Here is a 14130-nt window from a genome sequence, read left to right on the forward strand (position 1 = left end):
AGTGCGGCTCGGGCATCTCGGCACGACCGGTCAGGGCTTGCGGGCCACCGCGCCATAGATGGAGGCGTCGGCCAGGGGCGGACGCTGCTCCGGTGGCACCTGCGGCCGCCACTCGGTGACCGGGGCGATGCCCGGTTCGGCCAGCTCCAGCCCGGTGAAGAAGCGGGCGAACTCGGCGCGGTCGCGGGAGACGGCGTCCTGCTTCATCCGGCCCGCGGCGAACTCGGCCTCCATCCGCCTGACGATCTCGGCGGGGAGGTGGTCGGTGGTGAAGTGGGTCAGCGCCAGCCAGCTCCCCGACGGCAGCGCGTCGAGCAGGCGGGCGACCTGCTCGTGTGGGCGGTCGTCGTCGGTGAGGAAGTGCGTCACGGCGATCAGCACCAGCGCCACCGGTTGGGACAGGTCAAGGGTGGCGTGCAGTTGCGGGTCGGCGAGGATCTTGTCCGGATCGCGGAGGTCGGCGTCCAGGTAGGCGGTGGCGCCGGCCGGGTCGCTGGTCAGCAGCGCCCGGGCGTGGACCAGCACCATCGGGTCGTTGTCGACGTAGACCACCCGGGAGTCGGGGGCCACCGACTGGGCCACCTCGTGCGTGTTGTCGGCGCTCGGGATGCCGGTGCCGATGTCGAGGAACTGCCGAACGCCGACCTCCTCGGCGAGGAAGCGGACCGCCCGGCCGAGGAAGGCCCGGTTCTCCCGGGCGAGCGTGCGTACCCCTGGATAGACGGCCGCGATCTGGTCGCCGGACTCCCGGTCGACGGCGAAGTTGTCCTTGCCGCCGAGCCAGTAGTTGTAGCGGCGAGCCGGATGCACAGTCGTGGTGTCGATCCGGTCGGCACCACGGCCCTCGGGCAATTCCGACGTGGACGGCACCGTCACGAGACCTCCCCAGGTCGACGGGACACGCCGCATCCACACAGTCACCGGGCGCATCCAGAGGACATCTTAAGCCGTACCCATGGGCCTGCGGGGCCCGCCGACGCGCGGACGCCGCCGGAGCGGGAAACCGCTTACCAGGAGGCTATTGACGGTCATCACTGGCTGTCAGTACCGTGATGCGGGCAGCGAGAAAGCGCTTTCCGACCCCTCACCGTCCGACAGGGAGCGCCCCCATGCCCCGACACCTCCGTGCGTTCTGCCTGATCCTGCTCGCCATCGCCACAGTGGTGAGCACCACCACCGCCCTGCCCGCCGAGGCCGCCCCGCGCTTCCGGGTGCTGGTCTTCTCCAAGATCACCAACTTCTACCACGACTCGATCCCGGCCGGCATCGCCGCGATCCAGCAGCTCGGCGCCGCCCACAATTTCGAGGTCGTCGCCACCACCGACGCGGCTGCCTTCACCGACGCCAACCTCGCCACCTTCGACGCTCTCGTCTTCAACAACACCAACAGCCTTCCGACCTCGGGTGACCTGCTCAACGCCAGCCAGCGGGCCGCGTTGCAGACGTTCATCCGCAACGGCGGTGGTTGGGCCGGCCTGCACGCTGCCTCGGCCAGCGAACGCGACTGGCAGTGGTACGAGGGGCTGGTCGGCACGATCTTCGACTACCACCCCGACTTCTCGTCCACCGGCGGCACCTTCCCCGGCCGGGTCAAGGTGCTCGACCGGGCGCACCCCTCGACGCGCAACCTGCCGGAACTCTGGGAGCAGAGCGAGGAGTGGTACAACTGGCGGACCAACCCGACCGGCAACGTGCACACCCTCGCCCAGATCAAGGTGCGCGACGGGATCAACGGCCTGGACGAGGGCGTCGACCACGCGTACTCCTGGTGTCAGCGCTACGACGGCGGCCGGTCCTGGTTCACCGCCGGAGGGCACGCCAGCTCCCAGTTCAGCACCCCGACCTTCCTGGAACACCTGCGCTACGGCATCGAGTGGGCGGCCGGCGCGGTCGCCGGTGACTGCTCGGCCACCAAGACCAGCAACTTCGAACGGGTGGGGCTGGTCACCGAGAACCTGGCCGACCCCTTCGAGTTGGCCGTCGGCCCGGACCGGAAGGTCTACTACATCCAGCGCACCGGCGCGCTGAAGGTGGTCAACTCCGACACCCTCCAGGTCACCACGCTGCTGGACTTCGCCTACACCTCGGCGATGACCGACCAGTCCGACGGGCTACTCGGGATGACCCTGGACCGCAACTTCGCCAGCAACGGCTGGATCTACCTGCTCTGGTCGGACAAGACCCTCAAACAGCTCAACCTGTCCCGGTTCACCGTCGCCAACAACAGCGTCGCGCTCTCCTCGGAGAAACGCCTGCTGACCATCCCCACCTATCGGGGCGAGGGCCGGGCCAACTCGCACATGGGCGGGTCGTTGGCCATGGACGCGGCCGGACGGCTCTACGCGGCGATCGGCGACAACACCGACCCGTTCGCCTCCAGCGGCTACACCCCCGTCGACGAACGCGCCGGCCGCGCCGCCTGGGACGCCCAGGGCACCGCCGGCAACACCAACGACCTACGCGGCAAGATCCTGCGGATCACCCCACAATCCGACGGTACGTACACGGTGCCGAGCGGCAACCTCTTTCCCGCCGGCACCGCGAGGACCCGGCCGGAGATCTACGCGATGGGCATGCGCAACCCGTTCCGGATCACCATCGAACCGCAGACCAACGCGGTGCTGGTGGCCGACTACGGTCCCGACGCCCGCGCCGCCGACCCCAACCGTGGTCCGGAGGGGACCGTCGAGTTCAACCGGATCACCAGCGCCGGCAACTTCGGATGGCCCTACTGCGTGGGCAACAACATTCCCTTCAACGACTACAACTTCGCCACCAACACCTCGGGGGCGAAGTTCACCTGCGCCGCGCCGGTGAACAACTCACCCAACAACACCGGCCTGACCACCCTGCCGGCGGCGAAGTCCGCGCTGGTCTGGTACGCGTACTCCGCCTCCACCCAGTTCCCCGAGCTGGGCACCGGCGGTGGCGGGCCGATGAGCGGCCCGGTCTACGACTACGACCCGGCCAACACCCGCACCACAAAGTTCCCCGAGTACTTCGAGGGCAAGTGGATCACCTATGAGCTGACCCGCAGATGGTTCAAGACGCTGTCGATCCACAAGACGGCGCAGAGCTTCAGCAACGCGCGCTTCGGCCCGACCGCCGTGGGTGACCTCCAGTCGATCAACGGGATCTTCGGCAACATGAGCTGGATCCAGCCCTTCGAGGCGGAGTTCGGCCCGGACGGTTCGCTCTACGTCATCGACTTCGGCGAGGGCACCGGCAGTGGTCGCGGCGGCAGCAACGCCGGCGCGGGCATCTACCGGATCGACTACGTCGCCAACGGGCGGCCACCGACCGCGAAGATCGCCGCCACCCCGGACACCGGACGTACGCCGCTCGCTGTGACGTTCTCCTCGGCCGGGTCGTCCGCCGGTGACGGGTCGGCGCTCAGCTACGCCTGGGACTTCACAAACGACGGCAGCACCGACTCCACCGCCGCCAACCCGAGCCACACCTACTCGACGGCCGGGAAGCACACCGCCCGGCTGACAGTGCGCAACAGCGGCAACGGGTTGACCGCCACAGCGGTCACCGACGTGGTGGTCGGCAACACCCGACCGACGGTGACCATCACAGTGCCCGACGGCGGGTTCTTCGACTTCGGCGACAAGATCCCGTACACGGTGACGGTCACCGACCCGGAGGAGACGACCATCGACTGCGCCAAGGTGACGGTGCAGACGCAGCTCGGCCACGACTCGCACGCCCACCCGCTGGACGTCTACACCGGTTGCTCGGGCCTACTCGCCACCGAGGCCGACGCCGGTGACGGCCACGGACCGGGGCAGAACCTCTACACCCTGATCACCGCGCAGTACACCGACGGTGGCGCGACCGGCGGCGTACCGGCGCTGACCGGCTCGACCCGCGTGCAGTTGCAGCCCAAGAGCAAGGAGGCCGAGCACTTCAGCGCCCAGTCCGGCGTCACTGTCAACGACCGGGCCACTGCCCGCGCCGGCAAGCGGCTCGGCGAGGTCGACCACAACGACTGGGTGGCGTTCGGGCCGGCGGACCTGCGCAACGTCGGCTCGGTGACGCTCGGGGTGACCAATGGCGGGCTCGGCGGCGCCATCGAACTGCGCACCGGCTCGCCCACCGGCACGCTGATCGGCACGGCCACCATCGGCTCCACCGGCGGGTGGGACAACCTGGTCTCCCCCACCGTCACGCTGACCAACAAGCCCACCGGCACGACCACGCTGTACGCGAAGTTCGTCAACGCCGCCCAGGTCAATGGGACCCCGGACCTGCTCGCCCTGGACTGGCTGCGGTTCAACGGCGCCGGGGTCAAACAGGAGCCGGGCGGGACGTTGGCCCTGGCCGCCAACCCGACCGGCGGCGTCGCACCGCTGACCACCACGCTCACCGCCACGGCGACGGCGCCGTCCGGGCAGAGCATCACCGACTACGCGTGGGACTTCGGCGACAACAGCGCCATCACACACGGGGCGACACTACGGTCGACGTCGCACAGCTACCCCCGCAAGGGCACCTTCACCGCCCGGGTGACGGTCACCTACACCAGTGGGGAGACCCGCTCACTCAACCTGACCATCACGGTCACCTGACCCAGGTCGCCGGCGGGCGGGAGCGTCCCGCCCGCCGGCGCTACCACGCCGATCGCCCAGGCCCCGGAGTTCCTCGGCGCCGTCATCAGCCGCCGAGGAGCGCGTCACCTCGCCGCGGCAGATGCGTGCGCAGGGCGTCGGGCGCGAATCAGGGTCGGGCTGCGCCCTCGATGGAGGCGCTTGTTTGGGGACGGAGTGCGGTCAGGAGGCTGTCGAGTTGACCCCAGGCCCGCGCGCTCGCGATGGGGTCGATGTAATCTCTGGACTCGATGATGAGCCCATTGCGGATACGCATCACGAAGACGCAGGGCACCGTGAACGCCTCACCTGTCTCGGCTACCCGCCCCTGATAGGCGAATTCGGCGACGATCACCTCCGGGTCCGCAGTCTCATGAATCGTCACGTCGACTGGCTTACGGACCAGCGTCCGGGTGACGGGAGGCGGCGCGGTGAAATGCTCGTGCAGTTCGTTGCGGCTACGCAGCGACGGCGGGTTGAGCGGGTGGAACGGATGCGTGACGTGGGTTTGTTCGGCGTACAGGTCGGCCAAGTCCTCGTACGGACCGTCGCAGACTCCGTTCACCAGTCGGAGGAACGTCTCGCGTGGGCTGCTCATGGCGGGCTTCCTTCGAAATCGGTAGACGTCACCTGGGCCACGCCGAGGACTACCTCCGGGGTGGCCGGTGCCCCATCGACGGCACCCTACTGACCTGAACCTCGATGTGACTGTCCCGAAGCGCATTCGTCGTCCGTATCCAGTGCATCGTCATCGACAGAGGCGCGTGTCGTACCCGTGTGTGAGGCTGCGGGGCATGGCGACATTCGTTCTGATCCACGGCGGCGGGGGCAGCGCCTGGGACTGGCATCTCCTCGTCCCCGAGCTGACCAGCCGCGGCCACGACGTGGTCGTACCGGAGCTGCCGATCGAGGACAGATCCGCGGGGTTCACCGAGTTCTGCCAGACGGTCGTCGACGCGATCGGCGACCGGAGCGATCTCGTGGTCGTCGGGCACTCGTACGGTGCGTTCACCGCGCCGCTCATTGCCAACAAGCTGCCGGTGCGGCTGCTCGTCCTTCTCACACCGATGGTCCCCAAGCCCGGCGAGAGGCCCGGTGACTGGTGGGCCAACACCGGTTACCGCAGCGCCGAGGGGCTCAGTGAGGAGCAGCAGTTCTACAACGGTGTCCCGGCCGAGGTCATCGCCGAGGCAGCATCACACAGCCGGGACCAGGTCAGCGCCGAGGGCGACGAGCCGTGGCCCCTGGACGCCTGGCCAGACGTGCCGACGACGGTCCTCCTCGCCCGCGAGGACCGGTTCTTCCCGGCCGACTTCCAGCGCCGGGTTGCCGCCGACCGGCTCGGCGTCGTCCCGGACGAGATCGACGGAGGGCACTGCGTGCCGCTCAGCCACCCGAAGCAACTCGCCGACCGTCTCACCGCGTACCCGCTGCCCTGAGGTCGTGACCACGGCGTCACCGTCGGTGGGGCGGTGCACGTCGGCACCGCCCCACGCTCGGTTGAACGGTTACTGCCAGGAACTCTGCTGGGTGTAGACGAGGTTGCCGGGGACCACGGTGCCGTTGGTGCGGTACTCGGTGTACGCCCAGAAGTCACCCTCGGCCAGCGGCTTGTTGGGCTTCAGCGTGAAGTTGAAGCCCTGACCGCGCTCCGAGGTGGAGGGCAGCGTGAGGGTGGCACCCGAATACGTGGCGTTTCGGCCGATGATGGCGTGGCCCAGCTCGAAGTCGACGACGGGACCACCGGGGTACTGTGCGAACACGTACGCGGTGTAGCGCCCCGGCTCGGGCAGGAACTTGTACGCCTGCTCGGCGCTGGTCCAGAACCTGTCACTGCTGTAGACGAGGGTGTCGCCCTTGTACAGGTAGAGATCAAGGTTCGTGTTCGGATCGGCGGTGTTGGCCTCGACGACAATGCCTGCGGTGTTCGCCGGCACGGTGAAGTCGACAGTCTTCACTCCGGTGGCGCTCGGGTCGAACACGCCCCCGTAGACGCCGGCCGGCATCGAGTACGACGTGCGCCGCATCGGGGTGTAACCGGTGCTGCGACCGACGAGCGGGCCGGTGAAGCCCGGCTGGACCATGCCGAAGGCGCCGTTGGCCATCCGGGCGAACTCCTCGCCGTCGTCCGCGTACGGCCGGGCCGAGATGCCCCACGGACGGGCGGCGACCGGGATCCGGGCGCTGTGCGCCTTACCCTGCCAGGTGATCGACCCGGTCACGTACCGGTCCCAGGGCGCGCTGCCCCGACGCAGCGTGATGGTGACCGTCGCGGACGTGCCGGGCGCCAGGGTCACCGATGCCGGCGACACGGTGACCTTCATGCCGGGCAGACCGGACACCGACGAACGGTAGGTCTCCCGCGCCTTACCCACGTTGGTGAGGGTGCGGGTGAGGGTCACCGGGCGGGTCCCGTCGTACTCGCGCAACGAGATGGCCGGCAGGTTGAGGGCCTTGCCGTCGGGTTCGGTCGTCTCGCTGAACTCGATCAGCTCCGCCGCCGTGGGCTCGATGACCAGTCCCGGGTCGGTGGCCCGGGGAAGGTTGATGAAGCCGCTGCCCTGGTCGAGGGGGTTGCTGGTGCCGACGGTGTCGGTGGCGGTGGTGCGCAGCGCGGAGGCGACCGCGCCGGGTGACCAGTCCGGGTGCGTGGCGCGCAGGATCGCCGCCGCCCCGGCCACGTACGGCGAGGCCATCGAGGTGCCGGAGTACGCGTCGTACTGTCGCCCGAAGTTGCCCGCTGGTGAGACCGCGGCGATGATGTTCGACCCGGGGGCGACCAGGTCGGGCTTGAAGACGCCGAGGGTCACCTTGTCCGGGCCGGTGGAGGAGAAGTCGGCCACGCTCGGTATGCCCGGGACGCTGGAGCCGTCACCGCCGGTGCGCAACGACACGGTGGCGTCGGTGGGGTGGCGCATCAGGTAGTTGAACAGCGTGCCGGCCTGCTTCTCGGTCGGCAGGTAGACCACCGGGAAGTTGAAGATGGAGTTGATCCGGTAGTTGCCGACCGGGTCGAATACCATCATCGCCGCCCCGCCCTTGGCCTTGATCTCGGCGGCGGAGCCGAACATGTCGGACAGCGCGCAGGCGACCACCTTGCCCTTGATCTTGGCGGGGTCCAGGCTGCCGGGCTCGCAGTAGACCGCGCCCAGATCCGGCGAGCCGGCCTGATCGCCGAAGACCAGCGGCAGTGCGCCGCCGCCGGGCAGGGCGTCCAGCGAACCGCCGACCAGCTTCGTGCCGTCGCCCAGCTTGGCGGTGGCCTCGTCGAGCTTGGTCACCGCCGCGCCGACAGTGGTCACCCAGGGTGCCGCGTTGCTGATGGCCCCACTCACGATGCCGGTGTTGCCGGCCGACGCCGCGACGAAGACCCCGGCCAGCGAGGCGTTGAGGAACGCCATGCCGATGGGGGTGTTGGCCTCCCAGTCGCCGAGCTGCGACCCGATCGAGAAGTTCAGCACCTGCACGCCGTCGGCGACGGCCGCGTCGATGCCGGCGATGATGTCGGCGTCGTAGCCCATGCCACCCCAGAGCACCTTGTAGACGGCGATCTGAGCATCCGGCGCCACCCCGGAGACGGGACCGAAGCGGCGACCGTCGATCGTGACGTTCGAGATCGGCAGGCCGGCCGCCGTGGAGGCGGTGTGGGTGCCGTGCCCGGACGCGTCGCGGGGGGACAGGAACTCGCCCTCGGGCACCGAACCACCGCCGGCGAGCCACGAGTCGGCGAAGTACCGGGCACCGACGATCTTGCCGTTGCAGTGCTCGGCCACGAAGGCCACACCGGTCTGGCAGGTGCCGTGCCAGTTCGCGGGAGCGGGCATCGTCTTGGCGAACGACGCGCTCTCCGGCCAGATGCCGGTGTCCAGGACGCCGATCACCATGCCCGCGCCCGTGCCGGGGCCGGGCTTGGCCGGCCGGCCGGAGCGGTCCGTCGGCGCCGACTGGTCCGCGTCACTCGAGGTGGCGGGCGTCGGGTTGGCGGCGGTCGCGGTGGGCGCGGTGGGCGGCGCCGAGGGGGTGCCGAGGGCCCGCGAGGCGGTGACGGCGCGGACGCGCTTGTCCGCGCGCAACGTGCTCACCTGCTGGGCGGTCAGCTTCGCCGAAAACCCGTTGAAGGCGTTGGTGTAGACGGCGTTGACAGTGACTCCGGCTGCGGCGGCGACGGCGCCCCGCCGCGTGTCGAGGTGCCGGCGGTACGCCTGCGACGGCGTCGACGTCACGTCCAGCCGGTTACCCGCCGCGGGGCGGGTCCGCGCCAGACCGGACACCCCACCGGCGTACGTGGTCAACGGGTCCTCGGCCAACTCGACGACGTACATGCCGGAGCCGGTCTCGTCGACGGCTGCCTTCGGTGTTGCCGCACGGTTGCCGCCGGGTCGACGGTCGGCCCCGTCGGTCAGGGTGACCTTCCGGTCGGACCCGGCGGTGAAGTAGCCGGCGCCACTGCCGTTGCCCGGCGACCCAGCGGGTGCCGCCGACGCCGTTCCCGCGACACCGGTGGTACCGGTGATCAGGGCGACGACCAGCGTAGGTATCGCCAGTCTTCGCAGCCTGTTTCCGCTCGTGCCTGTAGCCACGAGGCTCCTTTCGATTGCTCCCTTGTGGAGCGTCGTTCATTGGTCGCGACCCGCACTGGGAGCGCTCCCCCACCCAAGTCCACGACGGTTAATCGAAGATTTGCGCGGTGTTACGGATCACTGGTGCGTATAAGATCACAACGCCTCGGCGAGGGCGCCCAGCCCCACGAGTCGGCTCCGCCACCACTGAGGCGCGCACCGGTCAGCCCGCCGGCCGCGTGATCATCTAGTATCAGCGGCCACCTGGCGTACGACATGGGGGTTCGGTGGCATGTGGTCATTCATCAAGCGGTCAAAGGCCCCGGCACTGGACCCGACCTATGGTGACCCGCACCGCAAGGCCCTGATCCGGGCGTTGGAGAAGCGCAGGTGGAAGTTCGCCCGGGAACTGCTCACCATGGCCGCCGATCCGGACGAGATGGCCTACCTCATGGAGGCGGTCGGCGGGGTCGACGGGATCCAGGACTGGATCGGCGACTGGATCGACGCCGAGCCCGAGTCGACGCTGCCCGTGCTGGTCGCCGGTTGTCACGCGGTGCACTGGGCGTGGGAGGCACGCGGCGGCAAGCGGGCCAAGTACACCGCCGCTGCCCAGTTCAAGGCGTTCCATGAGCGGTTGCACTACGCCGAAGCGTTGTTGGAGAAGGTGCTCGCCCAGGAACCCGACAACGTCACCGCACGAGCCTGGCTGGTCACCAGCGCACGGGGCCTGGGCATCGGGGCGGCGGAGGCTCAGCAGCGCTTCGAGGCGGTGACGCGACTCCACCCGGGGCACGTGGTCGCGCACGAGCAGCGGTTGCAGTATCTGTGCAAGAAGTGGTCCGGCAGCCACGAGGAGATGTTCGACTTCGCGCGGAGCGCCGCCGCGGCGGCCGGACCCAACAGCCTCCTGCACGAACTGGTGGCCGTCGCCCACTTCGAGAGGTGGGAGGCCACCGACGTGGAAGAGGGCAACGCGTACTTCGACTCGGACGAGGTCCGCGCCGAGCTTCTCACCGCCGCGGAAAACTCGATCTTCCACCCGGACTACATTCCCGCCGGTCCCGGCTGGGCGCCACGGCTGGCGATCTTCGCGCTGACCTTCGAACTGGCCGAGGAGTTCGACGCGGCCGCGCACGTGTTCGCGTTGCTCGACGGGATGGTCACCGAGTGGCCGTGGTCGGTCCTCGGCGACCCGGTCGAGAAGTTCACCGCCTCTCGCGACTGGGTGGCCACGAACCGGAGCGCCTAGCTAGCAGATGTCGAAGGACCGATCGATGTTGATGTCCAGGCACCGGACCCGGTAGCCCCGCTCGTGCCCATCCCCGTTCCATCGGATCCCCCTCCTCACCTACCGGGGTATTTACCGGGAACCTAGCAGCAGTAGTCCGAAATGCGAGCTTAGTATCGAATCACTGCTGATCCGACCGGCGATGGGGTGACGTGCGTGAACGGCGCGGAAGCACTGCTGCGGACGCTTGTCGACGGCGGGGTCGAGGTGCTCTTCACGAACCCCGGCACCACCGAGCTGCACCTGGTCGGAGCGCTGGAGTCGGTTCCCGAGCTGCACGGCGTGCTCGCTCTCTTCGAGGGCGTGGTCAGCGGCGCGGCCGACGGTTACGCCCGGATCGCCGGCAAGCCGGCGGCGACGCTGCTGCATCTCGGGCCCGGTCTCGCGTACGGCCTGACGAACCTGCACAACAGCCGCCGCGCCAACTCGCCGGTGGTGAACATCGTCGGGGACCACGCGACGTTCCACACCGCCTTCGACCCACCGTTGAACTCCGACATCGCCGCCCTCGCCGGATGGCTGCGCGGTCCCGTCCGCCGCCCCGAGGACGCCGCCGGCGCGGGCCCGGACGCCGCTGCCGCCCTCGCCGCCGTCCTGGAGCCACCCGGCCAGATCGCCACCGTGATCATGCCGGCGGACGTGTCCTGGTCCGACGGAGGCGCGGCCGGCGCTCCCGTGCGGCCCCGGCCGGCGCCGACCGTCGACCAGGGAACGATCACCCAGGTCGCTGAGGCTCTGCGGAGTGGCGAGACGACAGCACTGGTGATCGGCGGACCGGCTCTGCGGGAGGCGGGCCTGCTGGCAGCGGGCCGGATCGCCGCGGCGACTGGTGCACGCGTCTTCCAGGAGCTTTACTCCAACCGTGTCGAACGAGGGGCAGGCCTACCGGCGTTCCCCCGGCTCGGCTTCTATCCCGACCAGGTGCTCGACCAACTGAACGGGGCGCGGCACGTCGTCGTCGCGGGCACCAAGGCGCCGGTCTCGTTCTTCGCCTACCCCGACCAGCCGAGCCTCCTCGTACCCGAGGGCGCCCAGACGCACGTCCTGGCCGAGGTCGGTCAGGACGCCGTCGCCGCGCTGGTCCGGCTCGCCGACCTGGTGGCCCCGGACGCGACGGCCCAGGTCACCGACCCGCACCGACCGGCGCTACCCACCGGCGCACTCACAGTGCAGAACTGGGCCGACGTCATCGCGGCACTCCTGCCCGAACGGGCCATCATCATCGACGAGTCCGTGAGCTCCGGCACCGCCCTCGCCGCCGCCACCGCCGGCGCTCCCCGACACGACGTGCTCATGCAGACCGGTGGCGCCATGGGCGACGGCCTGCCCCTGGCCGTCGGCGCCGCCGTCGCCGCACCCGACCGGCCGGTGGTGGCGCTGGTGGCCGACGGCTGCGTCATGTACACCGCCACCGCGCTCTGGACCCAGGTGCGCGAACGGTTGAACATCACCAACGTGATCCTCAACAACCACGGGTACGCGATCCTGCGCCAGGAGTGGGGTTACTTCAGCAAGCAGCCGGGCTCTGTCGACCCCGACGCCAATCCGCTGTTCGACCTGACCAACCCTCAGATCGACTTCGTCGGGCTGGCGAACGCGTTCGGGATGCCCGCCACCCGCGCCACCACCGCCGAGCAACTCGCGGAGCAGTTCTCCGCGGCGCTGAACCAGCCGGGCCCGCACCTCATCGACGCCACCATCCCCGCTGCGGCCTAGGCTACGTCTCCTCGTCGCCGCCAGAGCACGGTGCACGCCGCGGCCAGGGCCAGTCCGAGCAGCGGGGCGACACCCACCCCGGCGAGCGTGCAGGCCACCGCGAGCAGCGCCGGTGGCATCCAGCACCAGGCGGGCACGGTACGCGGGACACGACCACGCCGACGGGCCGCGGCTTCCACTGCCATCGGCACCACCAGCACCGGTAACGCGGCGGCCAGCACTGTCAACCAGGGCAGCACCAGACGGTCGAACCGCGCCACCGCCAGCATCCCGCCGAGCACCGCAACGAGAAGCATCGCCGCCCGCGCCGGCAGGCGGGGAGCCAGACCGCGCAACGCCAGGGAACCGGAGTACGTGGTGGTCAGCGCCGCCGCGAAGACCGCCACCGCGACGAACAGATTCGCGTACGCGGCCAGCCCCGAGCCGGTGGCGAGCAGCGCGACCACGTCGGCCGAGCCGGTCCGCAGCCACAGGCCAGCCCCGGCGAGCACCCCGAGCAGCGCCGGCCCGATCAGCAGCCCCACGCACCAGGCCAGGTCCCGCCTTCGGGAGAGGCCCACGCTGAAATCCGGTGCGCGCAGCGCGAACACGGCCGCGTACCCGATCAGCGCGGCGGCGTCGGCGAGCCCGCCGCCGGCGAGGCGGACCGGCGCACCGGGTGGTGGCAGCACCGTCAGGCACCAGCCGACCAGCACCACCGCGCTGAGCGTGGTGACCACCGCGACCCGGTTGCCGAGCCGGGCCGGCGCCCAGGAGACGGCGAGGACCGCCACCTCCAGCAGCACCGGCCCGGCCCAGCCCGGCAGGTGGGTCAACGCGGCCAGCGAGGCCCCGCCGAGCCCGACGTTGAACCCGTTCCACCCGATCATCGACACGGCCAGCACCGCCGTCAGCAGCAGCCGCGAGGTGTCCCCCAGGTACGCGGGCAGCACCGCGGTCAACGTCCCGCCGTCGCCGAGCGGCCGGCGTAGCCCGATCCGGCCCTGCCCCCAGAGCAGGGCCGCCATCAGCGCCCCGCCGACCAGCAGCCCGGCCACCGGCACCGCACCGCCGTGTCGGGCGGCCATCGCCGCGCCGAGCACCAGCGTGGCGGGTGCGGTGCCGATGCCCAGCCAGGCGCCGACCGCCGCCGGCCAGCGCCGTTCGAGGACGTCAGGCAACGTGGCGTAGGTAGCCGGCGATCGCCGCGTCGAGCACCTCCGCGCCCGGACGCGCCCACACCTCGGCGGAGAAGACCTCCACCTCGATCGGGCCGACGTAGCCGGCCGCGTCCACCGCCTCGCGCAGCCGACGTAGCTCGATGCAGCCGTCACCGGGCAGCGCCCGGCCGAGCAGCACCCCCTCCGGTAGCGGGGTCACCCAGTCGCAGACCTGGAACGCCGCGATCCGGGCGGCGGCCCGCGCGATCTGCGCGTACACCGTGTCGTCCCACCAGACGTGGTACGCGTCGACGACCACGCCGACCACGGCCGGGTCGAACCGCTCGGCGATGTCCAGCGCCTGGCCGAGGCTGGCGATCACGCACCGGTCGGCGGCGAACATCGGGTGCAGCGGCTCGATGGCCAGCCGTACCCCGGCTGCCTCGGCGTGCGGGGCCAGCTCACCGATCGCGTCGGCGACCCGACGCCGGGCGCCGTCGATGTCCCGGCTGCCGGCGGGCAGCCCACCGGAGACCAGCACCAACTCCGGAGCGCCGAGGGCGGCGGCCTCCTCGATGGCGCGCAGGTTCTCCGTCCGCCAGTCGTCGGCGGAGAAGAACCCGCCCCGGCACAGCGACGTGACGGCGAGGCCGGCGTCGCGGACCAGTTTCGCCGAGCGGGCCATCCCGTACTCGGCCACCGGCTCCCGCCACAGGCCAATGCCCGGTACACCGGCCGCCACGCACCCGGCCACCACCTCGGGCAGCGGCCAGCGCTGGGCGGTGGCCTGGTTGAACGAGAACCGCGCGAGGCTCACTGGGCTGGTCTTCGCT

Annotated in this window: 9 protein-coding genes; 4 read left to right on the top strand and 5 right to left on the bottom strand. The window is 70.4% G+C overall.

The features are described from left to right. Positions 1-30: 30 nt before the first annotated feature. Positions 31-876: an SAM-dependent methyltransferase gene (locus tag OHB44_RS18665; RefSeq protein ID WP_330437702.1), complete on the bottom strand. Its 846-nt coding sequence runs from the start codon at positions 874-876 to the stop codon at positions 31-33. Positions 877-1109: 233 nt separating this feature from the next. On the opposite strand from OHB44_RS18665, the gene OHB44_RS18670 reads away from it, so the two are divergent. Further along, positions 1110-4574, top strand: coding sequence for a ThuA domain-containing protein (locus OHB44_RS18670; RefSeq protein WP_330437703.1), 3465 nt, complete (start codon positions 1110-1112; stop codon positions 4572-4574). A gap of 148 nt (positions 4575-4722) precedes the next feature. On the opposite strand, the gene OHB44_RS18675 is transcribed toward OHB44_RS18670, so the two are convergent. Further along, complete coding sequence (locus OHB44_RS18675; RefSeq protein ID WP_330437704.1) at positions 4723-5190, bottom strand: nuclear transport factor 2 family protein; 468 nt, start codon at positions 5188-5190, stop codon at positions 4723-4725. 196 nt (positions 5191-5386) lie between these two features. Here OHB44_RS18675 and OHB44_RS18680 point away from each other — a divergent pair, with 196 nt between their 5' ends. Next, the gene (locus OHB44_RS18680; protein ID WP_330437705.1) at positions 5387-6031 is read left to right on the top strand and encodes an alpha/beta fold hydrolase; all 645 of its coding nucleotides are present in this window, start codon (positions 5387-5389) and stop codon (positions 6029-6031) included. A 69-nt stretch (positions 6032-6100) separates the two neighbouring features. Here the strand turns inward: OHB44_RS18680 and OHB44_RS18685 are convergent, their stop codons facing one another. Next, entirely contained in the window at positions 6101-9172 is a 3072-nt protein-coding gene (locus OHB44_RS18685; protein WP_330437706.1) for a S8 family serine peptidase, read from the bottom strand. A gap of 271 nt (positions 9173-9443) precedes the next feature. On the opposite strand from OHB44_RS18685, the gene OHB44_RS18690 reads away from it, so the two are divergent. Then, positions 9444-10403, top strand: a complete 960-nt coding sequence (locus OHB44_RS18690) for a DUF4034 domain-containing protein (protein ID WP_330437707.1) — start codon at positions 9444-9446, stop codon at positions 10401-10403. 195 nt (positions 10404-10598) lie between these two features. After that, positions 10599-12158 carry an acetolactate synthase large subunit gene (locus tag OHB44_RS18695; protein ID WP_238685166.1) on the top strand — a complete coding sequence of 520 codons (1560 nt, stop codon included), beginning with the start codon at positions 10599-10601 and terminating at the stop codon, positions 12156-12158. On the opposite strand, the gene OHB44_RS18700 is transcribed toward OHB44_RS18695, so the two are convergent. Continuing rightward, entirely contained in the window at positions 12155-13318 is a 1164-nt protein-coding gene (locus tag OHB44_RS18700) for a hypothetical protein (RefSeq protein WP_330437708.1), read from the bottom strand. The two genes, OHB44_RS18695 and OHB44_RS18700, sit on opposite strands and share 4 nt — an antisense overlap. After that, a complete protein-coding gene (locus OHB44_RS18705) occupies positions 13311-14114 on the bottom strand; it encodes a sugar phosphate isomerase/epimerase family protein (protein ID WP_330437709.1) in 804 nt (267 codons plus the stop codon). The genes OHB44_RS18700 and OHB44_RS18705 overlap by 8 nt, the downstream gene beginning before the upstream one ends. Positions 14115-14130 lie beyond the last annotated feature (16 nt).

The sequence above is a fragment of the Micromonospora sp. NBC_00821 genome (genome assembly GCF_036347035.1).
In the GTDB taxonomy this organism is placed as follows: Bacteria; Actinomycetota; Actinomycetes; order Mycobacteriales; family Micromonosporaceae; genus Micromonospora; species Micromonospora hortensis.